This is a genomic window from Phreatobacter sp., from assembly GCF_022843985.1.
Lineage (GTDB): Bacteria > Pseudomonadota > Alphaproteobacteria > Rhizobiales > Phreatobacteraceae > Phreatobacter.
Genome location: NZ_JALHMP010000040.1, coordinates 1 through 20,087, shown reverse-complemented (window position 1 = coordinate 20,087; position 20,087 = coordinate 1). Strand labels below are relative to the sequence as shown.

19 protein-coding genes and 1 pseudogene are annotated in these 20,087 nt (G+C 69.6%); 11 read left to right on the top strand and 9 right to left on the bottom strand.

From position 1 onward, the window contains the following. Positions 1–10: 10 nt before the first annotated feature. Together Q0C57_RS19715 and Q0C57_RS19710 are read right to left on the bottom strand one after the other, a co-directional pair. Positions 11–253, bottom strand: a complete 243-nt coding sequence (locus Q0C57_RS19715; RefSeq protein WP_296579239.1) for a hypothetical protein — start codon at positions 251–253, stop codon at positions 11–13. A 95-nt stretch (positions 254–348) separates the two neighbouring features. Beyond that, on the bottom strand, positions 349–1,080 hold the full coding sequence (locus tag Q0C57_RS19710) for a rhomboid family intramembrane serine protease (protein WP_296579236.1): 732 nt from the start codon (positions 1,078–1,080) through the stop codon (positions 349–351). A 163-nt stretch (positions 1,081–1,243) separates the two neighbouring features. Between Q0C57_RS19710 and Q0C57_RS19705 the strand changes: the two genes are divergently transcribed. Then, on the top strand, positions 1,244–2,404 hold the full coding sequence (locus Q0C57_RS19705; RefSeq protein ID WP_296579234.1) for an aminotransferase class I/II-fold pyridoxal phosphate-dependent enzyme: 1,161 nt from the start codon (positions 1,244–1,246) through the stop codon (positions 2,402–2,404). Positions 2,405–2,408: 4 nt separating this feature from the next. On the opposite strand, the gene Q0C57_RS19700 is transcribed toward Q0C57_RS19705, so the two are convergent. Continuing rightward, positions 2,409–4,088, bottom strand: a complete 1,680-nt coding sequence (locus Q0C57_RS19700) for an acyl-CoA dehydrogenase family protein (RefSeq protein ID WP_296579231.1) — start codon at positions 4,086–4,088, stop codon at positions 2,409–2,411. 99 nt (positions 4,089–4,187) lie between these two features. Beyond that, positions 4,188–5,066, bottom strand: coding sequence for a DMT family transporter (locus Q0C57_RS19695; protein ID WP_296579228.1), 879 nt, complete (start codon positions 5,064–5,066; stop codon positions 4,188–4,190). Between the two features lie 193 nt (positions 5,067–5,259). Between Q0C57_RS19695 and Q0C57_RS19690 the strand changes: the two genes are divergently transcribed. Beyond that, positions 5,260–7,239 carry a methyl-accepting chemotaxis protein gene (locus tag Q0C57_RS19690; RefSeq protein WP_296579226.1) on the top strand — a complete coding sequence of 660 codons (1,980 nt, stop codon included), beginning with the start codon at positions 5,260–5,262 and terminating at the stop codon, positions 7,237–7,239. 82 nt (positions 7,240–7,321) lie between these two features. Here Q0C57_RS19690 and Q0C57_RS19685 read toward each other — a convergent pair whose 3' ends face one another. Next, positions 7,322–7,672: a RidA family protein gene (locus Q0C57_RS19685; protein ID WP_296579221.1), complete on the bottom strand. Its 351-nt coding sequence runs from the start codon at positions 7,670–7,672 to the stop codon at positions 7,322–7,324. Positions 7,673–7,834: 162 nt separating this feature from the next. On the opposite strand from Q0C57_RS19685, the gene Q0C57_RS19680 reads away from it, so the two are divergent. Continuing rightward, on the top strand, positions 7,835–8,251 hold the full coding sequence (locus Q0C57_RS19680) for a TerB family tellurite resistance protein (RefSeq protein ID WP_296579217.1): 417 nt from the start codon (positions 7,835–7,837) through the stop codon (positions 8,249–8,251). 4 nt (positions 8,252–8,255) lie between these two features. Here Q0C57_RS19680 and Q0C57_RS19675 read toward each other — a convergent pair whose 3' ends face one another. Together Q0C57_RS19675 and Q0C57_RS19670 are read right to left on the bottom strand one after the other, a co-directional pair. Then, positions 8,256–9,308 carry a patatin-like phospholipase family protein gene (locus tag Q0C57_RS19675; protein WP_296579214.1) on the bottom strand — a complete coding sequence of 351 codons (1,053 nt, stop codon included), beginning with the start codon at positions 9,306–9,308 and terminating at the stop codon, positions 8,256–8,258. Further along, positions 9,308–10,093, bottom strand: coding sequence for a 3-hydroxybutyrate dehydrogenase (locus tag Q0C57_RS19670; RefSeq protein WP_296579212.1), 786 nt, complete (start codon positions 10,091–10,093; stop codon positions 9,308–9,310). Before Q0C57_RS19670 ends, Q0C57_RS19675 begins: the two co-directional genes overlap by 1 nt. Positions 10,094–10,245: 152 nt before the next feature. On the opposite strand from Q0C57_RS19670, the gene Q0C57_RS19665 reads away from it, so the two are divergent. The 3 genes from Q0C57_RS19665 to Q0C57_RS19655 all read left to right on the top strand — a co-directional run bounded on the left by Q0C57_RS19665 (position 10,246) and on the right by Q0C57_RS19655 (position 12,953). Continuing rightward, positions 10,246–10,743, top strand: a complete 498-nt coding sequence (locus Q0C57_RS19665) for a transcriptional repressor (RefSeq protein WP_296579209.1) — start codon at positions 10,246–10,248, stop codon at positions 10,741–10,743. A gap of 86 nt (positions 10,744–10,829) precedes the next feature. Then, positions 10,830–12,092: a flavodoxin-dependent (E)-4-hydroxy-3-methylbut-2-enyl-diphosphate synthase gene (ispG, locus tag Q0C57_RS19660; RefSeq protein WP_296579207.1), complete on the top strand. Its 1,263-nt coding sequence runs from the start codon at positions 10,830–10,832 to the stop codon at positions 12,090–12,092. Positions 12,093–12,095: 3 nt separating this feature from the next. After that, entirely contained in the window at positions 12,096–12,953 is an 858-nt protein-coding gene (locus Q0C57_RS19655; protein WP_296579205.1) for an SDR family oxidoreductase, read from the top strand. A gap of 37 nt (positions 12,954–12,990) precedes the next feature. On the opposite strand, the gene trxA is transcribed toward Q0C57_RS19655, so the two are convergent. Next, complete coding sequence (gene trxA, locus Q0C57_RS19650; RefSeq protein WP_296579202.1) at positions 12,991–13,977, bottom strand: thioredoxin; 987 nt, start codon at positions 13,975–13,977, stop codon at positions 12,991–12,993. 230 nt (positions 13,978–14,207) lie between these two features. Here trxA and Q0C57_RS19645 point away from each other — a divergent pair, with 230 nt between their 5' ends. Genes Q0C57_RS19645 through Q0C57_RS19635 form a run of 3 tightly spaced genes read left to right on the top strand, consistent with a single transcriptional unit; the run spans position 14,208 to position 16,834 of the window. Then, positions 14,208–15,353: a CaiB/BaiF CoA-transferase family protein gene (locus Q0C57_RS19645; protein ID WP_296579200.1), complete on the top strand. Its 1,146-nt coding sequence runs from the start codon at positions 14,208–14,210 to the stop codon at positions 15,351–15,353. 3 nt (positions 15,354–15,356) lie between these two features. Next, positions 15,357–16,118, top strand: coding sequence for an enoyl-CoA hydratase-related protein (locus Q0C57_RS19640; protein WP_296579197.1), 762 nt, complete (start codon positions 15,357–15,359; stop codon positions 16,116–16,118). A 53-nt stretch (positions 16,119–16,171) separates the two neighbouring features. Next, entirely contained in the window at positions 16,172–16,834 is a 663-nt protein-coding gene (locus tag Q0C57_RS19635) for an RraA family protein (RefSeq protein WP_296579195.1), read from the top strand. Between the two features lie 93 nt (positions 16,835–16,927). Here the strand turns inward: Q0C57_RS19635 and Q0C57_RS19630 are convergent. Then, positions 16,928–17,671 (bottom strand): annotated as a pseudogene (locus Q0C57_RS19630) (YiiX/YebB-like N1pC/P60 family cysteine hydrolase); the annotation flags it as partial. Between the two features lie 164 nt (positions 17,672–17,835). Here Q0C57_RS19630 and Q0C57_RS19625 point away from each other — a divergent pair. Together Q0C57_RS19625 and Q0C57_RS19620 are read left to right on the top strand one after the other, a co-directional pair. Continuing rightward, on the top strand, positions 17,836–19,179 hold the full coding sequence (locus Q0C57_RS19625) for an NAD(P)/FAD-dependent oxidoreductase (RefSeq protein WP_296579193.1): 1,344 nt from the start codon (positions 17,836–17,838) through the stop codon (positions 19,177–19,179). A 74-nt stretch (positions 19,180–19,253) separates the two neighbouring features. Further along, positions 19,254–20,087: tetratricopeptide repeat protein (locus Q0C57_RS19620; protein WP_296579191.1), on the top strand; the 834-nt coding region annotated here is incomplete at its 3' end.

Here is a 20,087-nt window from a genome sequence, read left to right as displayed (position 1 = left end):
GTTCAGGCCGTCATCGCCGGACCGTGCCGAGGGCTCCATCCCGGCGGATGGCGGAGCCTCGCAGCTTGGCGTCGGCGATCAACTCTACGGCCATTCTGGCATATCCGTTCGGCCGGCCCGGCCGCACGGAGACCCGCACCTGTGCTGCCTGCACGGGGCGTCCTTCGGGCGAAAGCGTGTCGAAAAGTAGCGCGGCACGGCGCCCCTCGCCGCTGCGGGCGAGCATTGCCGTCGTCTGTCCCTCGTTCGCCATGCACTCTCCCGAATCAACCCCCGGAGCCTGGGCGCCACTGGTGGTTGCCCTTGGTGTAGGCCAAAGGCCGCCGCGAGGCAAAATGACACTGGCGCTCATCCGCGCCGCAGGGGGATGCGCGGCACCGTCACCGGCAATTGCCGCTGGTGGCTGAAGAAGACGACGTCCCGGCTCTTCATCAGGCCGACCAGCGCGGCGCCGGCCACCAGCCCGCCGATATGCGCCCACCAGGCGGTCGCCCCGCCATGGGTGGTGACCAGGTGATAGACCTGCAGCATGACCCAGGTGCCCAGCGCCAGCCAGACCGGGATCGTCAGGGGCAGCACGTTAAAAACCAGGCCGAACACCCGGACCCGGGGAAACAGCAGGAGATAGGCAGCCAGCACGCCCGAGACCGCCCCCGACGCACCGACCAGCGGCGCCTGCGAGGCCGGATTGATGACGAGATGTGCGGCGCCGCCGATCAGCCCGCAGAGCAGGTAGAAGACAAAAAAGCGCCAATGGCCCATGGCGTCCTCGATATTGTCGGCGAAGACCCAGAGGAACAGCATGTTGCCGATCAGATGCATCCATCCCGCATGCATGAACATGTAGGTCAGCCAGGTCGCCCAGGTCGGCACGAGGACAAGGTCTCTCGCCAGATGCGCCTGATCGGTGACGACGGCCGGAATGAGCCCGAGGCCGAGCATGTTGGCATTGGCCGACTGCGACGGCACCAGCCCGGTCGTCAGCAGGAAGACCACAAGATTGATCCCGATCAGCGCGAAGGTGACATAGGGCGCGGTGATGTGGCGGTGCGGATTGTGATCGGAGAGGGGGATGAACATTGCGCCATGTTAGCCGCGCGAACCGAAACCTGTCATCGTGCTTCGCATGCGCGCCGCAACACCGCTTGATTCCACGATACAGGAAATGTAGTTGCGGATGGTGGAACCTGCCGATGCCTTCGGGGCCGGCGGCAGGCCGCCCAGCCTTACCAGGAACAGCCCCATGACCGCCGCCAAGCCGACCGGCCTCCAGCCCCGCACGCTCGCCGCCCAGGCCCTGGGCTGGGAGGAGGCCGAGACTCATGCCGTGGTGACGCCGATCCATGTGGCCACCACCTTCATCCGCGATCCCGACAACCAGTACCGCAACGGCTTCATCTATGGCCGGCCCGACAACCAGACGGTGCGCCAGTGCGAGGCGATCCTGGCGGCGCTGGAGGAGGGGCCCGAGGCCCTCGTCCTCGGGTCCGGCATGTCGGCGGCCACCGCCGTGGTCATGGCGCTGCCCGCCGGCGCCCACATTGTCGCGCCCACCGTCATGTACTGGGCGCTGCGCAACTGGCTGATGAACGATGCCGTCACCTACGGCTACACCACCACCTTCGTCGACACGACCGAACTTGCCGCCGTGAAGGCCGCGGTCGAGCCCGGCAGGACGAAGCTCGTCTGGCTGGAAACGCCGTCGAACCCGCTCTGGACGATCTCGGACATCGCCGCCATCTCCGAGATCGCCCATGCCGCCGGCGCCATCTGCGCGGTCGATTCCACCGTGGCGACGCCGGTCTTCACCCGGCCGCTGGCGCTCGGCGCCGATATCGTCATGCATGCGGCGACGAAATATCTGAACGGCCATTCCGACGTCGTCGCCGGCGTCCTGGTCACCCGCGAGGTCAACGCGTTCTGGTCGAAGGTCCGGCGGGTCCGCTCCATGCATGGCAAGATCCTCGGCCCCTTCGAGGCCTTCCTGCTGATACGCGGCATGCGCACCCTGCATGTGCGGGTCGAAGCCCAGGCCAGGGCTGCCCTCGCCCTCGCCGAGAAGCTGAAGGCCCATGCCATGGTCGCCGACGTGCTCTATCCGGGGCTCGCCTCCCACCCCCAGCACGCGCTCGCGGCGCGGCAGATGCAGGGCGGCTTCGGCGGCATGCTGTCGATCCGGGTGAAGGCCGGCGAGCAGGCGGCCGTCTCCACCGCCGCCCGCGTCGCGCTGTGGAAGCGCGCCACCTCGCTCGGCGGCGTCGAGAGCCTCATCGAGCACCGCGCCTCGATCGAGGGGGCGGGCTCGCCCTGCCCGACGGACCTCCTGCGCCTGTCGGTAGGGCTGGAGGCCGTCGACGACCTCTATGCCGACATCGACCGGGCGCTCAGGGCGGCCAACGCCTGAGGGGTCAATTGGCCCCGTCGAGCAGGCGCCGGGCGATGACCTGCGCCTGGATCTCGGCGGCCCCCTCGAAGATGTTGAGGATGCGGGCGTCGCAGAGCACGCGGCTCACCGGATATTCCAGCGCGAAGCCGTTGCCGCCGTGGATCTGCAGGGCGTTGTCGGCCGCCGCCCAGGCGACGCGGGCTCCCAGCAGCTTGGCCATGCCGGCCTCGAGGTCGCAGCGCCGGTCGAGGTCCTTCTGGCGGGCGGAGAAATAGGTGAGCTGGCGGGCGATCATCACCTCCACCGCCATCATGGCGATCTTGTCGGCGACGCGCGGGAAGGCGATTAGCGGCTTGCCGAACTGGACGCGCTCCTGGGCGTAGCGGAGCGCCAGGTCCATGGCCGCCTGGGCAACACCGACGGCGCGGGCGGCCGTCTGGATGCGCGCCGCCTCGAAGGTCTGCATGAGCTGCTTGAAGCCCTGGCCCTCGACGCCACCGAGGAGGTTGTCCGCCTTCACCGCGAAGCCGTCGAAGGAGATCTCGTATTCCTTCATGCCGCGATAGCCGAGCACCTCGATCTCGCCCCCGGACATGCCCTCGGCCGGGAAGGGGTCCTCGTCCGTGCCGCGAGGCTTTTCCGCCAGCAGCATGGACAGGCCCTTATAACCCGGCTCGCTCGGATCGGTCCGCACCAAGAGCGTCATCACGTCGGCGCGGACGGGGTGGGTGATCCAGGTCTTGTTGCCGGAGACCTTGTAGACGTCGCCCTCGCGCACGGCCCGGGTCTTCAGCGAGGCGAGATCGGAGCCCGTATTCGGCTCGGTGAAGACGGCGGTGGGCAGGATCTCGCCGGAGGCGATCTTCGGCAGCCAGTGGTCCTTCTGCGCCTGCGTGCCGCCGGCCAGGATCAGTTCCGAGGCGATCTCCGAGCGGGTGCCGAGCGAGCCGACGCCGATATAGCCGCGGGAGAGCTCCTCGGAGACGACGCACATGCTCTCCTTGCCGAGCCCCATGCCGCCATAGCTCTCCGGGAGCGTCAGGCCGAAGACGCCGAGTTCGGCCAGCTTGGCGATCACGTCGAGCGGGATATAGGCGTTTTCCAGATGCCATTCATGGGCGTGGGGCAGGACCTCGGCGAGCGAGAACTTGCGCATCTCGTCGCGGATGGCCTCCAGCGTCTCGTCGAGCCCCGGCTCGCCGAAATGGCCGGAGGATTCCTGTTCCTGCACCAGTGCTGCCAGGCGGGCGCGGTTGGCCGCCGTATTCCCCGTGGCGATCAGCGTGTCGGCGGCGCCGGCGAAGCGGCGGGCGACGTCGGCGGTGGACAGGCCGACATCGGCGGGGCGCACCATCTCGCCCTGGCTCATCGGGATGCCGCCGAGGATCTGCGCGAGATATTCGCCGAGGCCGATTCGGACGATGAGATCCTCGATCTCGCCGAACTTGCCCTCCGCCCCGAGGCGCTCGGCATAGGAGGCCAGCTGGCGCACGCTTTCCACATAGGTTGCGAGCCAGGCGAGGCCATGGGTGGCGCGTTGCTCGCGCTCGATGGCGGCCCCCGAGATCCGGCCGCCCTCGGTGACGCGGCCGCGCACCGCGGCGGTGGCCTCTGCCAGCACCGCATCGGCGGCGACGACCGCGCCGCGGGCGAGATCGGTCAGCGTTCCCGGCGCATCCTTCAGGGCGAGAGCGGGGCTCATGGTGGTTCCCTCGGGGTGTTCGTTGTTGCTGCATCGCAAAATAACGCAGCCCGGCGCTGTTTCAATCCGGCAAATGACCAGTGACCGGCGGCCGGCGGTTCAGTGCGGCCGGGTGGCGAGCCAGACGCCGGCGGCGGTGACGGCCATGCCGACCAGTTGCACGGGGGTCAGCGTCTCGCCGAAGAACACGAAAGCCATGAGCGCCGAGACCGCCGGCACCAGATAGATATAGGCGGTGGCGCGGGACACCTCGCCCCGCCGGATCAGGTAGAGGAACAGGAAGATGCCGCCCACCGACAGGGCGAGCACTGACCAGGCCATGGTGAGGATCAGCGTCTGGTTCCATTCCGCCTCGACCCGGCCGAAGAGGGCGAGCAGCGGCAGCATCATCAGCGAGGCCGCGATATACTGCCATGCGGTCGTGGTGCGCATGTCGCCGCCCGAGACGAAGCGCTTCTGGTAGAAGGTGCCGGCCGTCACGGAGAGCATCGCGACGAGATTGACCGTCAGCGGAATGACGATGGCCTCATAGACCTCGGTCGGCACGCCGACGAGCTTCGGCATCAGCACGAGGAGGATGCCGGCGAAGCCCAGGGCAACGCCGGTCCCCTGCCGGGCGGTGATCCGCTCGCCCAGGATGGCCGGAGCGAGCAGCGCGGTCATGACCGGCTGGAGGCCGGCCATGATCCCGGACACGCCCGACGGCACGCCGTTCCTGACCGCCCACCAGACCCCGGCGAGATAGAGCGCATGCAGCAGCACGCCGGACATCATCGCGTGGCCGATCTCCCGCCCGGACCGCGGCCAGGGCGCGCCCATGGCGACGGCGATGGCGGCGATCACCGCGGCTGCCATGGCGAAGCGCAGGAACAGGAACCACAGGGGATCGGCCAGGCGCGCCGAGAAGCCCGCCACGATCCAGCCGGTCGACCAGGCGAAAACGAAGAGGAAGGGGACGGCCCGCACCGCAAGGGACATGGGGATCTCGCACAAGGAGGCGCGGACCCTAGGGGGCGGCTGCCCAAAACTCAATCGCTGACGCTAGGGAACGTAATTCTTCAGCAAACTACTGTAATACCAATAAAAAATAGCCTGCCTATGGGAACAGATAGTCATTCCTTAACCAGTGGGGCGCAGTATCGCCCCGCTACAATATCGGGGGTTCCTAGCAATGGCCGTTCGTATGCCCGCACTGTCGGTGCGATTGAGGATCGCTCTTCTCGCCATCGTTCCCATCATCGGCGTGCTCGCCGCCGGCGGTGCCGCCTGGTATGGCCAGAAGTCGGCGGCCGGCGCTTTCGAGGCCTATGACGACTTCGCCGGGCTCGCCACCGATGCTGCCCGTGTCCGCACCAGCGTTCGCGACCTGCGCTTCGCCGCCCTCGACTATGCCGAGCGCTACTCCGAGACGGCGCCGACCCTTTTCGCCCGCGCCCGGACAGAGGCGACCATGGCCCTCGGCGAAGCCCGCCGGAAGCCCGCCGCCGCCCGGCTCCAGGGCGAGATCGACCAGTCGCTGAAGCAACTCGGCGATGCCAGCGCGGCCTTCGACCTCGTGCGCGGCACCATCGACACTCTCGGCAAGGACGAGGTCTCCGGCCTGACCGGCCGCATGAACGAATCCGTCCAGCAGCTCGAGGTCCAGGCGCGCCGCGTCGCCGCCAATTTCGACGACGGCGCCGGCATTCTCGAGCAGGTCCTGCAGATGCGCCGCCACGAGAAGGACTTCATGCTGCGCGGGCTCGATTCCGATCTCGAGGCCTTCCGCCAGGCCCGCACCAAGTTCGTCAACGAAGTGACGCGGTCGGTCGTCGCGCCGGCCACCAAGGCCGAGCTCCTCAAGGCCGGAGAAATCTACTGGCCGGCCCTCGATTCCTATGTGGAGGGCTCGCGCACGATGGAGCGGACGGTCCAGCAGCTCGATACGCTGCTCACCACGCTGGACCAGACCACCAATGTCCTCGCCGCTGCCGCCAATGACGGCAAGACGCGCGCCAACGAGGCGCGGCTGGAGGCGCAGTCCAGGACCATGATGCTCGTCATCAGCATCATCGTCGGCGTGGTCCTCCTCTGCGGCCTCGTCGCCATGGTCCTCGGCCGCTCCATGACGCGGCAGATCGGCGGCATCACCGTGTCGATGCGCGAACTCGCCGGCGGCAACACCGCCGTCGATGTCCCCTCGACGGAGGCCACCGACGAACTGGGTCAGATGGCCCGCGCCGTCCTCGTCTTCCGCGACAATGCCATCGAGCGCGAGCGTCTCGCCGCCGAGCAGATCGCCGAGGTGGAGGCCCGCAACCGCCGCGCCGCCGTCGTCGACAACCTGATCAAGGGCTTCGAGGAGGCCGCCGAGAAGTCCCTCGGTGCCCTGCGCAGCGCCTCCGGCCAGCTCGACGGCGCTTCCGACCAGCTCGACGGCACGTCCGGCGCCGTGACCCAGGAGGCCGTCACCGCCTCCGGTGCCATGGAACAGGCGGCGAACTCCGTCTCCTCCGCCGCCGCCGCCGCCGAGGAACTCGCCGCCTCCATCGCCGAGATCGCCTCGCAGGCGACCAAGTCGACTGAGGTGGCCGGCACCGCCGTCACCGAGGCCGAGCGGACGGCGCAGACCATGGGCTCGCTCGCCCAGGCCGCCTCCCGCATCGGCGAGGTCGTCAATCTCATCCAGGCGATCGCCGGCCAGACCAACCTGCTCGCCCTCAACGCCACCATCGAGGCCGCCCGCGCCGGCGAGGCCGGCAAGGGTTTCGCGGTCGTCGCCTCGGAGGTGAAGAGCCTGGCGGCCCAGACCGCCCGCGCCACCGAGGAGATCGCCTCCCAGATCGGCGCCATCCAGATGGCCTCGGGCGATGCGGTCGACGCCATCGACAAGGTCAATCAGGTGATCGGTGAGATGCGCGGCATCGCCGCCTCTGTCGCCGCCGCCGTCGAGGAGCAGAACGCGGCGGTCTCGACCATTGCCGAGGCGGTCAACCGCGCCTCCGACGAGACCCGCGGCGGCGCCGAGGCCATGGGCCGGGTCGGCGGCACCGCCCAGTCGGCCCAGGCGACCGCCGAGGACGTGCGCTCCCTGTCGGGCCGTCTCGGCGAGGAGGCCCAGGCCCTCGACCGCGAGATCCGCACCTTCCTCGAAGGCGTGCGCGCCGCCTGACGCGCTTTCAGGGTCATGCCAAAGTCGTGGCCGGGACGTCCCGGCCATGACCCTTTCTGAAGGGACGCCGCGGCGTCCGTTCTCACTTCGCCGCGACGACCATGATCTCGACGGTGAACTGCGGCGCGGCCAGCTTGGCCTCGACGGTGGCGCGGGCCGGCGTCTGGCCGGGAACGACCCAGCCATCCCAGACGGCGTTCATCTCGGCGAAGGTCGACATGTCCGTCAGCCAGATATTGGCCGACAGCAGGTTCTGCTTCGACGTGCCGCATTCGGCGAGCAGGGCGTCGATGGTCTCGAGGATTTCCTTCGTCTGCTCGGTCACCGACTTGCCGGCAGCCTTGTGGGCCACCTGACCGGCGAGATAGACGGTGTTGCCGTGGACGACGGCACCGCTCATGCGCGGACCGACCTGCTTGCGCTCGATGGCCATGTTTGTCTCTCCTTGGAACTGCCTGATCGCAGAATGCGTCTCCTAGCGCGGGCGGCGCCTCAGGCCAACCCGTCCTGCCGCTGCGGCGCCATGCAGCGGCACAGCCGCCTTGCTTTCCCACCCTGCCAGCCGCGATGATCCCGCGGCCAATCCGGACAGACCATGCTCGACCGCTTCTTCGCCCTCATCACCGACCTGACCGAGGCGCCGCACGAGGCCTTCGGCGACGATGACTACCGCCTCGCGGCAGCGGCCCTCCTGGTCCATGTCATGGCCGTCGACGGCCGGGTGTCGGCCTCCGAACGCGCCCGCATCCAGACGGTGCTGGCGGCCGGATTCGCCCTCTCCGCCGGTGATACCGAGCGGCTGATCGAAAGGGCCGTCGATGCCGAGGCCTCGGCCGACAGTTGGACCTCCTTCGCCGACCTGCTGGCCAAGCGCCTCGACGAGGACGGCCGCCGGCGGATTGTCAGCATGATGTGGAGCGTGGTCCTCGCCGATGGCGCCGCCGCCGAACTCGAGGAAGCGGTGGTCGAACGCGCCGCGGCGCTGATGGGCGTCGAGATGCCGCTGCGCTGAGCCCTCAGGCCCATTCGGCGGCGATCTCCGCCTCCAGGTCGAGGGTCGAGCGCTCGCCGATATCGTCGAAATGGCCCTTCAGGAAACGCCGCGCCGCCTTCTTGCCGGCCTTGTGCAGCTCGAGCAGAAAGTCGAAGTCGGTGACGACCTTCGAAGCGGCGGTCAGGCCGGCGAGCGAATCGCCGAGGGCGATGCGGTGCAGGTTGACGCGCTTGTACTCGCCGGCCTTGCGGCCGCGGGGCAGGCGGCCCTCGTTGACCAGGCGCGCCACGAAGGCCGCGGCCCGCAGTTCCGCCTGCAGCGAGGAATTGAAGGTGATCTCGTTCAGCCGGTCGGCAATGGCGCGCGCGCTGGTCGGCGTCGCCTGGCGGACCACCGGATTGATCTGCACCAGCAGGATGTCCTCGGCCTCGGTCGCCCGGTAGAGCGGAAAGATCGGCGGATTGCCCATATAGCCGCCGTCCCAATAGGGCGTGCCGTCGATCTCCACCGCCTTGAACAGGGTCGGCAGGCAGGCCGATGCCATCACCGCCCGGCAGGAGATGCGCTCGCGCCGGAAGATCGTCAGCTTGCCGGTCTGCACATTGGTGGCGGAGATGAAGACCTGGACGCCGTCGAAGGCGGCGAGCCGGTCGAAATCGACGAAGCTGCGGATCAGGTCTTCCAGCGGATTGATGTCGAAGGGATTGAGGTCATAGGGCGAGAAATAGCGCTGCATCGCCGTGACCCAGGATTCCATCAGCGAACCCTCGTAAGGAACCACGGCGAACAGCCGGTCGAGCGCCCGGCGCTGCAGGGCCGGCATCTTGCCGTCATGCGAGGCCGCCTGCCAGAACCGGGCGAGCCGCTCCCGCGCCGCTTCCGGCCCGCCCTCCGCCAGCCCGTCGGCGAGGAGCACCGCATTGATCGCCCCGGCCGAGGCCCCGGTCACGCCCTCGATCTCCAGCCTGCCGTCGCGCAGCACCTCGTCGAGCACCCCCCAGGTGAAGGCGCCATGGGCGCCTCCGCCCTGCAGGGCGAGGTTGATGCGCTTGGTCGGCCTGGCCGGTTGCGCCATCAGGCTGCCGTCCAGCCGCCGTCGATGACGTTGTTGGCGCCGGTGATGTTCTTCGCCGCATCCGAGCAAAGCCACAGCGCCAGCGCCGCGACCTCCTCGACCTGGACGAACTGCTTGGTCGGCTGGGCCGCCAGAAGCACGTCGTTCATGACCTGCTCCTTGGTCATGCCGCGCGCCTTCATCGTGTCGGGAATCTGCTTTTCGACGAGCGGCGTCCAGACATAGCCCGGCGAGATGCAATTGGCGGTGATGCCGAAGGTGGCGAGCTCCAGCGCGATGGTCTTGGTGAAGCCGACCAGGCCGTGCTTGGCCGCCACATAGGCCGATTTGAACGGCGAGGCGACGAGCGAATGGGCCGAGGCGATGTTGACGATGCGTCCGTGCCGGCGCGCCTTCATGCCCGGGACCACCGCCTTGGCCAGGTGGAAGGAGGCCGTCAGGTTGATCGCCATGATGGCGTCCCACTTGTCGGTCGGGAACGCCTCCACCGGGGCGACATACTGGATGCCGGCATTCGACACGACGATGTCGACCTTGCCGAAATCGCCCTCGGCCGCCGCCACCATGGCCGCGATCTCCTCGGGCTTCATCATGTTGGCCGGTGAGAACAGGATCCGGCGCCCGGTCGCGGCGGCGAGCTTCGCCCGGATCGCCTCGAGCTCGGACGCCTCGCCGAGGCCGTTCAGCATGACGTCGGCGCCGGCCTCGGCCAGGGCCGTCGCGATGGCCAGCCCGATCCCGCTGGTCGATCCCGTGACGATCGCGCTCTTTCCCGCAAGGCTCATGGTCCCTATCTCCTCAAGGCGGCCGACATCCCGCGCCGCCATCACTGGCGCGGCTTCTGTCGCAATGCAACATGGCTTTCCGGGGGCCTGCTTTGGCGGATCCGGGTGCCGTGCTAGATGCTGGGTCCCTGCAACCGCGAAGGCAAGCCGCGATGCTCAAGTCACGACCTGTGCACGATCACGCCTGCGCGCACGGCCATCCGCCGGTCGACGTGCTGCAGCTGGCGGAAGCGCGTTGCGCCGAGCAGAAGCTGAAGCTGACGCCCATTCGGCGCGAGGTGCTGTCGCATCTGGCCGCCTCGCCCGCGCCGGTCGGCGCCTATGACCTCATCGAGCTGATGCATCGCGCCAGCGGGCGGCGTCCGGCGCCGATCAGCGTCTACCGCGTCCTCGACTTCCTGCTGGAGGCGGGCCTCGCCCACCGGATCGAGAGTCGCAACGCCTTCGTCGCCTGCGCCCACCGCCACGACAGCCGCGACCTCGTGGTCTTCATGATCTGCGATTCCTGCGGCTGCGTGTCGGAGGCCTCGGGCGCCCCGGTCCAGCGCGATCTCGCGGGAATCGCCGAGGCGGCCGGATTCAAGCCGGCCACCCAGGTCGTCGAGATGTTCGGCCGCTGTGCCCATTGCCACGAGCCCGCATCGCCCTGAACGCCGGCGGGTGCCGCCCGCGCGACGTCTGGCGCAAAAAGGCCGCAACCGCTATTGGACAGAAGCCTGAGCGGAGACGAGAAACGATGATCCAGGGATTTGGGGTGAAACCCCGTCACCGGACGGTCGGCGTGACGATCGGCCGGGGCGCGGCAGCGGTCACGGTCGGGGGCGGCGCCCCCATCGTCGTGCAGTCGATGACCAACACCGACACGGCCGATATCGAGGGAACCGTGCGTCAGGTGGCGGCCCTTGCCCGCGCCGGCTCCGAACTCGTGCGTATCACCGTTGACCGCGACGAGAGCGCCGCGGCCGTGCCGCACATTCGCGACAAGCTGATGCGCATGGGCGTCGGCGTGCCGCTGGTCGGCGATTTCCATTATATCGGCCACAAGCTGCTCGCCGATCATCCCGCCTGCGCCGAGGCCCTCGACAAGTACCGCATCAATCCCGGCAATGTCGGCTTCAAGGACAAGAAGGACCGGCAATTCGCCATGATCGTCGAGAAGGCGGCCGAGCACGGCAAGGCCGTCCGCATCGGCGCCAACTGGGGCTCGCTCGACCAGGAACTGCTGACCCATCTGATGGACGAGAACGCCAGGAGCGCGGAGCCGCGCGACGCCCGCGCCGTGATGCACGAGGCCATGGTGCAGTCCTGCCTGCTTTCCGCTGACCGGGCCGTAGAGATCGGCCTGCCCAAGGACCGGATCGTCCTCTCCGCCAAGGTCTCGGCGGTGCAGGACCTCATCGCCGTCTACCGCATGCTGGCGTCCCGCTCCGACTATGCCCTCCATCTCGGCCTGACGGAGGCGGGCATGGGCTCGAAGGGCATCGTCGCCTCCGCCGCCGCCCTCGGCGTCGTGCTGCAGGACGGCATCGGCGACACGATCCGCGTCTCGCTGACGCCCGAGCCGAACGGCGACCGCACGCTGGAGGTCAAGGTGGCGCAGGAGATCCTGCAGACCATGGGCATCCGCACCTTCGTGCCGCTGGTGGCGGCCTGCCCGGGCTGCGGCCGCACCACCTCCACCCTGTTCCAGGAACTCGCCCAGGACATCCAGGGCTTCATCCACGCCTCGATGCCGGAATGGAAGACGCGCTATCCCGGGGTCGAGGCGCTGAACGTCGCCGTCATGGGCTGCATCGTCAACGGACCGGGCGAGAGCAAGCATGCCGATATCGGCATCTCCCTGCCCGGCACCGGCGAGAACCCCGCCGCCCCGGTCTTCGTCGACGGCGAGAAGGTCACCACCCTGCGCGGTCCCAACGTCGCCGCCGAGTTCAAGGCCATGGTCATCGCCTATATCGACAAGCGTTACGGCGTCGGCGGCCGCCAGGCGGCGGAATAGGCCATGCGCAGCTGCCTCGTCACAGGCGTATCCTCCGGCATCGGCGAGGCCATCGCCACCGATCTCGTGAAGCGGGGCTGGCGGGTCTTTGGCACGGTTCGCCGCAGCGAGGATGCCGAGCGCCTCGACAACGATCTCGGGCCGTCCTTCACGGGCCTCCTCTGCGACGTCACCGACGTTGACGGTCTGTCGCGCGCCGCAGCGCGGGTGGCGGACCTTCTCGACGGCGGCACGCTCGACGGCCTCGTCTGCAACGCCGGTATTTCCCTCCCCGGGCCGCTGCTGCACCAGTCGCTCGACGAGCTCGACCGGCAATGGAAGGTCAATGTCCTCGGCCAGATCGCGACGGTGCAGGCCTTCGCGCCGCTGCTCGGGGCCCAGGAAGGCTTTTCCGGCCGTCCCGGCCGCATCGTCATGATGTCCTCGGTCTCGGGCAAGCTCGCCTGGCCCTTCGTCGGCGGCTATGCGGCGACGAAACATGCGCTGGAGGCGGTCAGCCATGCCCTCCGCCGCGAACTCATGCCCTTCGGCGTCGACGTGGTCATTGTCGGGCCGGGCCCCATCGCCACGCCGATCTGGGAGAAGTCGGCCGGCGCGGTGGAGAAAGCGCGCTACCAGCCGACCTTCTATGGGCCGCTGATCGAGAGGTTCGAGAGCGAGGTCCTGGCGCGCGCGAAACATGCCCTGCCGGCCTCGGCCGTGGCGGAGGTCGTCCACACCGCGCTGTCGGCGCCGCAGCCGAAGGTGCGCTACACCATCACCCCGTCGCCCCTGATGAACTGGGTCCTGCCGCGCCTCCTGCCGGCCCGCTGGCTCGACCGGATCGCCGCCAAGCGCCTCGGGCTGACGCGCAAGGGCTAGGCGCCCGGGTTACCGCCCCGGTGCAGGGCGCTGCCCCTTACCGGAACAGCAGCGACGACAGTTTGCGCCGGCCGGCCAGCGTCGCCTCGTCCATCGGACCCCAGGCCTCGAAGAACTGCACCAGCTGCCTGCGCGCGCCGTCCTCGTTCCAGGTGCGGTCGCGCTTGAAGATCTCCAGCAGATGGTCGGCGGCCTCGTCGCGGCGGCCCTGGCCGTTCAGCGCCACGGCGAGGTCGAAGCGCGCCTGATGGTCGGCCGGGTTCTGTGCGAGCTTGTGCTCGAACTCGTGGATCGGGCCGAGATCGGCCGCCTGCGCGGCGAGGTCCAGGGCCGCCTTCGCCGCCACCACCGCCTTGTCATTGACCTTGTCGGCGGGAACCTGCTCGAGAATGGCCCGGGCCTGGTCGAGATCGCCGGTTTCCACCGCGCAGCGGGCAAGGCCGGCGAGGGCGTGGAGGTTCTCCGGCTCGGCGCCGAGCACCTGGGCATAGACCTGCGCCGCGCCGGCGGCATCGCCCTCCACCAGCGCCGAATCGGCGGCGGCGAGGATCTCGGCGATGTCGGGGCTCACCTTGCCGCCCACCAGCTTGTCGATGAAGGCCTTCACCTGGCTCTCGGGGAGAGCGCCCATGAAGCCGTCGATGCCCTGGCCCTTGTCGAAGGCGATGACCGCGGGGATCGACTGGATGCCGAGCTGGCCGGCGATCTCCGGGTGCTTGTCGATATCCATCTTCACCAGCTTCACCTTGCCCTTGAAGGACTGGACGACCTTCTCCAGCACCGGGGTGAGCTGCTTGCACGGGCCGCACCAGGTCGCCCAGAAATCGACCAGCACCGGCTGCTTCTTCGATTCCTCCAGGACATCCTTCACGAAGTCGCGGGTCGTCGTATCCTTGATGAGTTCGCCGGGCGCCGCCGCTGCGGGGGCCGGTGCCGGTGCGGCCTGCGGCGCCGCGCCGCCGAAGCTGCCGCCATAGGAACCGCCGAAGGACGCGCCGAATTTCGCGCCGCCATTGCCGCTCATGGAAGTCTCCCTCGCGCGGGTGGTCCAGGCCCACCGCGCCAACCCGTTTCAGTCGAGGCATAGATGGACGCTCGGGCCCAAAAAGCAACGCCCAATTGTCGCGCCGCCGGTTGTCTCAGCCCTTCGGCCTCCGCCGGAAGGCGGGGCGCCCGCGCCTTGACTGTCGCCATGCCGGCTTTAGCGTTTCCCCCAAGGCATGGGACCGCCGCCGGGCGGCCGGGGAGGACGACGTGACCAGAGGCGGCCCGCTTGCCGGCGTGACCATCGTCGAGTTCCAGGGCCTCGGCCCCGGTCCCTTCTGCGCCATGATGCTGGCCGATCTCGGCGCCGACATCATCCGCATCGACCGCGCCGGCAAGAGCGCCTGGAACGCCGGCGATGCGCTCGGGCGCGGCCGGCGCTCGGTCGCCGTCGACCTCAAGAAGCCCGGCGCCGCCGCGCTCGTCCTGAAGATCATCGCCGGCGCCGATGCCCTGCTGGAGGGCTTCCGCCCCGGCGTCATGGAGCGCCTCGGCCTCGGGCCGGACATCTGCCTCACGGCCAATCCGCGTCTCGTCTACGGCCGCATGACCGGCTGGGGGCAGGAGGGGCCCTATGGGCCGGCGCCCGGCCACGACATCAACTACCTCGCCCTGTCCGGCATGCTCTGGCCGCTCGGCCCCGCCGACCGCCCGCCGGTGCCGCCCCTCAATCTCGCCGCCGATTTCGGCGGCGGCGGCATGATGCTGGCCCTCGGCATGGTCGCCGCGCTCTATGGCGCGAGGAGCACCGGCCAGGGCCAGGTGGTGGATGCGGCCATGGTCGACGGCGCCGCCGTCCTCGGCACCATGATCTTCGGCATGATCAATGCGGGGACGTGGAAGGTGGAGCGCGAGGCCAACATGCTTGACGGCGGCGCGCCCTTCTACGGCGTCTATGACACCGCCGACGGCAAATATGTCTCCATCGGCTCGCTGGAGCCGCAATTTTATGTGGAGCTTCTCAAGGGCCTGAACCTCACCGATCCGCGTTTCGCCAGGCAGTGGGACAAGGCCATGTGGCCGGACCTGCGCGCCGCCATCGCCGCTGCCTTCCGCTCGAAGACGCGCGACGAATGGACGACGCTGCTCGACGGCCGCGAGATCTGCTATGCCCCGGTCCTCGATCCGCTGGAGGCGGCGGCCCATCCCCACAATGTCGCCCGCGGCACCTTCATGGCGACGCCGGAAGGGCCGGTGCCCCGGCCGGCGCCGCGCTTCTCGGCCACGCCGACCGAAGCCGCGCCGCCGAACCGCGGCCCCGGCGCCGAGACCCGCGCCATTCTCGCCGGCGCCGGACTGACCCGAACCGAGATCGACGCGGCGCTGGCCTCCGGCCTCGTCGCCGAAAGGACCTGATCCATGGCCGTCACCTACGAGGTCTCCGAGGGCATCGCGACGCTGACCCTCGACCGCCCCGACCGTCTCAACGCCTTCAACGACGCGCTCGTCCGCGGCGCCCTGCAGGCGCTCGCCGAGGCCCGCACCGACCCTGCCGTCAGGGCGCTGGTGCTGACCGGCAAGGGCCGCGGCTTCTGCGCCGGCGCCGACCTAGCCGGCGGCCTGGCGCCGACGGGGGAGGGGGTCAATGCCGCCATGCGCGACCTCTATAACCCGCTGATCCTTGCCATCGACGATTGTCCCAAGCCCACCGTTGCCGCCATCAACGGGGTCGCTGCCGGGGCCGGCGTCGGTCTCGCCCTCGCCTGCGACATTGCGGTGGCCGCCCGCTCCGCCTCCTTCGTGCTGACCTTCGGCCCGCAGCTCGGCCTCGTGCCGGACCTCGGGGTCACCTGGTTCCTGCCGCGCGCCATCGGCCGCGCCCGCGCCCGCGCCCTCGCCCTGCTCGGCGACAGGCTCCCCGCCGAGACGGCGGCCGACTGGGGCCTCGTCTGGACCTGTGTCGACGACGCCGACTGTCTCTCCACGGCGCGCGCCATTGCCACCCGGCTCGGCGGCGGCTCGGCCGAGGCCTTCTTCGGGATCCGCCGGCTGATGGACCGCGCCGAAACCAGCGACCTGTCCTCCCAGCTTGACGCCGAGCGGGAAACGCAGGCCGGCCTCATCGTCAAGCCGGCCTTCATGGAGGGCGTGCGCGCCTTCCTTGCGAAGAAGGCGGGCTGACACGGCGGCGGAACGGCCTATCCTGCCGGTAACAATCAGGAGGAGGGCCCGCCATGACCGACACATTCGACGACATCATCGCCGCCGCGCGGCCCGTCATCGCCGCCGCGCCGGTCTCGGACGCGCTGGACGAGCACGGGCTGCACCACCAGATCCTGCCGCCCGGCATTCGCCCGGTCGACGATGGCACTGTGCTCTTCGGCCCCGCCCGCACCGGCGGCTACAAGGTCATCTCCGGCTTTGTTGAAGGCCTCTACGACCTCGAGATCGCCCTGGTCGACGATCTCAGGCCCGGCGAGGTCTGCGTCATGGCCACCGGCGGCAACACCGCCATCGGCCCCTGGGGCGAGCTGCTGTCCACCCGCGCGCGCCATCTCGAGGCTGCCGGCTTCCTGACCGACGGCGCCGCCCGCGACGTCATCGCCATCCGTGCCATGGGCTTCCCGGTCTTCACCGGCGCGCTGTCGCCCGCCGACACCCAGTATCGCGGCATGATGGTGGAGAAGGACGTGCCGATCACCATCGGCGGGGTCAGCATCGCGCCCGGCGACATCGTGGTGGGCGACGTCGACGGCATCGTGGTGGTGCCGCGCGCAAAGGCCCTCGCGGTGCTCTCCACCGCCATGAGCAAGATCAACGGCGAGCGGCGGATGCGGGCCGATCTCGAGGCCGGCATGTCGCTGGCCGACGCCTTTCGCAAGCACGGCCTGCTGTAGAGGCGGCGCTCAGGCGACGCTGCTCAGCGAGGGCGCATCGTTCGGCGCCAGCGAGGCACCTTCGGCGGCGGCGTCGCCCCATTGCAGCTTCTTGTAGTTGAAGCCGCGCTGGATCGTCGGCTTGACGATGGCGAAATAGGGCGAGATGTCGAAGTCGCGCGGCGCATAGAGCGAGTGGTGGCGGATGTGGAGGATCTCCCGCCGCGCCGCCCGTCCCTTGACGCGCTGCTCGCCCGCTTTGGCGCAGCGCTCCACCTTGGGCAGGATCGGATAGCGCACCTTCTCGAAAGCCTGGGCGATCAGCGTCGAACAGATGGCGCGGGTGGGATCGCCCGAGCCGAAGGCGATCATCCGCCGCCGCCACCGCACGGGAATGGGCAGGGGGACGAGGAAGCGCAGCATGTCGAGGATGTTCTTCAGGTCGTAGTCGAGGCCGATGCGCTCGATCATGAACCGGCAGGCCTGCTGCTGGTCCGCCTCGGTCAGGCCGACGGGCCGGCAGACCCGGGTGTGGAACTCGCGGTACTTCGACAGCGGCGCGGAGATGACGCCGTCCCCGAGATAGGCCTCCACCAGCACATGGGGCTCGCCGTCGGGCTCGCACAGGCCCTCGATCGGGCCGACATACATGGCCGCATGCGACCAGGTCGACTGGGTGAGATATTTGATCACGGCCGAGATGCGCGTGTCGCCCTCGACCAGCAGGATGTCGCCTGGCCGCAGGGCGGCGCGCAGCGCGTTCGGGTCGCTCGGCGTCGTCGGCTCGTAGCCCGGCGAGCGCTTGTCCAGGATGGCGGCAATGCGCCGCCCCAGGGCATCGAGAATGCGGTCTCCCATGGTGGTCCCTCCCCAGGGACGTCCGTTTCTTGGACATCGAATGTGTGTCGTCTTCGGTTGACAACGGGTTCACGTTTCCGGGGCGGGCGGTGAAGCGGGGGCCGATTGCGTGATATAGGCCTCATCATGATCGGGATTCGCCCAGCACGATGAACGGACCGTTGATGACCCGGCGCCGCCTGCTCGCCGCTTCCGCGACGCTGCCCGCCGCGCCGGCGCTCGGCCAGGGCGTGCGTCCGCCGGCCGCCGAGACCGATGTCGTCGTCATCGGGGCGGGAGCCGCCGGCATCGCCGCGGCGCGCAAGCTGATGGCGGCCGGCCGCACGGTGATCGTCCTCGAGGCCAAGGACCGGGCCGGGGGGCGCTGCATCGCCGACACCGTGAATTTCGGCATGCCGATGGATCTCGGCGCCCACTGGATCCATGCCCCGGACGACAATCCGCTGGTCGGGCTCGCCCGCGCCGCCGGCTTCGACCTTTATGACGATCCCGACCGCCCGCGCCTCCTCATCAAGGGCCGCCGTCCGCGCGAGGGCGAATGGGAGGCCTATGCATCGGCGCTGACGCGGGCCCAGCGCGCCATCCTCGAGGCCGGCGAGGCGGGCCGCGAGATCTCGCTCGCCGCCGCCATGCCGACCAACCTCCGGGACTGGCAGGCCACCGTCGCCTTCCTCAAGGGGGCCTGGGATTCCGGCAAGGAGACCTCCGAGATCTCCTGCGTCGATTTCTACAATGCCATCGAGACCCGCGACCTGTTCTGCCGTCAGAGCTATGGCGCCATCCTGGCGAAACTCGCCGAGGGCCTGCCGATCCGCCTGTCGACAGCGGTGACGCGGGTCGACTGGTCGGGCCGGGGCGTCGTCGTCGAGACCCCCTCGGGCACGATCCGCGCCCGCGCCGCGGTGGTGACTGCGTCCACCTCGGTGCTCGCCGCCGGCGCCATCCGGTTCACCCCCGCCCTGCCCAAGCGCCAGGCCGACGCCATCGCGGCGCTGTCCTGCGGCGCCTATGAACATCTGATCATCCACCTGCCCGGCAATCCCATGGAGGCCGCAGCCGACGAGCCCTTCGTCGTCAAGGCCGATACCGCCGCCACCGCCAAGCCGCTCGCCCGCATCGCCGGATCCGACTGGTGGTATCTCGATGTCGGCGGCGCCTTCGCCCGCGATCTCGCCACGGCGGGGCCGGCGACCATGAAGGCCTTCGCGGTGGAATTCGTCGGCAATGAATTCGGGCCCCAGGCGCGCCGCGTCCTGGGCGACGTCCACGTGACCTCCTGGACCACCGATCCCTTCGTGCGCGGCGCCTGGTCCGTCGCCGGTCCCGGCGCCACGGGCCAGCGCCTGCGTCTCGCCGAGCCGGTCGGCCAGCGCATCCTCATCGCCGGCGAGGCGACCGACGAGGGGCTGTGGGGCACGGTCGGCGGTGCCTGGGCCTCGGGCGAGCGGGCGGCCGGCCAAGCTTTGCGCTGGTTGCAGCCGCCGGCCCAGACACGCCGGCGCGGGTGAGCATCTTAGCGGCTCGTTAACGTTAACGGATTATGACCTGAGTTCTCACCGCACGCCCGTCCGCGGAGCTCGTCATGCCGATCGCGTCCCGTCCCGTCCGCCCCCTCGTCCTGGTCGTCACCCTCGCAGCCCTGGTTTCGGGCGGCTGCTCCCTGAGCGCGCGCCGCGGCGGCGGTGACATCACCGGCTCCGTCCGCAACGCGCCCCTCACCGAACAGGCGGCCCGCAGCGAGATCGACGGTCTCGCGGCCCGCTACCGGTCGAACCCGACGGATTCGGCCAATGCCATGCGCTATGCCCGGGCGCTGCGCGCCACCGGCCAGGCCGTCCAGGCCGTCGCCGTGCTCGAACGCGTCGCCATCCGCGATCCGCGCAACCTCCCCCTGATGGGCGAGTTCGGCCGCGCCCTGGCCGATGCCGGCCGCCACGACCAGGCGCTGCAGGTGCTCAGCCGCGCCCACCGTCCCGACCAGCCGGACTGGCGCATCATCAATGTCCAGGGCTCCATCTACGACCAGATGGGCCGGCCGCAGGAGGCCCAGGCCCTCTACAACGACGCCCTGAAGATCGCGCCCGGCGAGCCGGCCATCCTGTCCAATCTCGGCCTGTCCTATGCGCTCTCGCGCCAGCTGCCCCAGGCCGAGCAGGCGTTGCGGCAGGCCGCCGGCCATCCCCAGGCCGACAAGCGCGTGCGGCAGAACCTCGCCCTCGTGGTCGGCCTCCAGGGCCGCTTCGCCGAGGCCGAGGAGATCGCCCGCAAGGACCTGCCGCCCGCCGAGGCCGAGCAGAATGTCGCCTATCTGCGCTCCATGGTGACGCAGCAGAATTCCTGGGCGCAGATCCGCCAGAGCGAGCGCCGCGGCGCGGCCCAGCGACCGGCCGCCCCGGCACCGGCCGCCGCACCTCCG

Bases quoted from the DNA above. Each gene is read 5' to 3' on its own strand.
- Q0C57_RS19715 (WP_296579239.1), bottom strand. From the start codon at position 253: ATGGCGAACGAGGGACAGACGACGGCAATGCTCGCCCGCAGCGGCGAG.
- Q0C57_RS19710 (WP_296579236.1), bottom strand. From the start codon at position 1,080: ATGTTCATCCCCCTCTCCGATCACAATCCGCACCGCCACATCACCGCG.
- Q0C57_RS19705 (WP_296579234.1), top strand. From the start codon at position 1,244: ATGACCGCCGCCAAGCCGACCGGCCTCCAGCCCCGCACGCTCGCCGCC.
- Q0C57_RS19700 (WP_296579231.1), bottom strand. From the start codon at position 4,088: ATGAGCCCCGCTCTCGCCCTGAAGGATGCGCCGGGAACGCTGACCGAT.
- Q0C57_RS19695 (WP_296579228.1), bottom strand. From the start codon at position 5,066: ATGTCCCTTGCGGTGCGGGCCGTCCCCTTCCTCTTCGTTTTCGCCTGG.
- Q0C57_RS19690 (WP_296579226.1), top strand. From the start codon at position 5,260: ATGGCCGTTCGTATGCCCGCACTGTCGGTGCGATTGAGGATCGCTCTT.
- Q0C57_RS19685 (WP_296579221.1), bottom strand. From the start codon at position 7,672: ATGGCCATCGAGCGCAAGCAGGTCGGTCCGCGCATGAGCGGTGCCGTC.
- Q0C57_RS19680 (WP_296579217.1), top strand. From the start codon at position 7,835: ATGCTCGACCGCTTCTTCGCCCTCATCACCGACCTGACCGAGGCGCCG.
- Q0C57_RS19675 (WP_296579214.1), bottom strand. From the start codon at position 9,308: ATGGCGCAACCGGCCAGGCCGACCAAGCGCATCAACCTCGCCCTGCAG.
- Q0C57_RS19670 (WP_296579212.1), bottom strand. From the start codon at position 10,093: ATGAGCCTTGCGGGAAAGAGCGCGATCGTCACGGGATCGACCAGCGGG.
- Q0C57_RS19665 (WP_296579209.1), top strand. From the start codon at position 10,246: ATGCTCAAGTCACGACCTGTGCACGATCACGCCTGCGCGCACGGCCAT.
- ispG (WP_296579207.1), top strand. From the start codon at position 10,830: ATGATCCAGGGATTTGGGGTGAAACCCCGTCACCGGACGGTCGGCGTG.
- Q0C57_RS19655 (WP_296579205.1), top strand. From the start codon at position 12,096: ATGCGCAGCTGCCTCGTCACAGGCGTATCCTCCGGCATCGGCGAGGCC.
- trxA (WP_296579202.1), bottom strand. From the start codon at position 13,977: ATGAGCGGCAATGGCGGCGCGAAATTCGGCGCGTCCTTCGGCGGTTCC.
- Q0C57_RS19640 (WP_296579197.1), top strand. From the start codon at position 15,357: ATGGCCGTCACCTACGAGGTCTCCGAGGGCATCGCGACGCTGACCCTC.
- Q0C57_RS19635 (WP_296579195.1), top strand. From the start codon at position 16,172: ATGACCGACACATTCGACGACATCATCGCCGCCGCGCGGCCCGTCATC.
- Q0C57_RS19625 (WP_296579193.1), top strand. From the start codon at position 17,836: ATGACCCGGCGCCGCCTGCTCGCCGCTTCCGCGACGCTGCCCGCCGCG.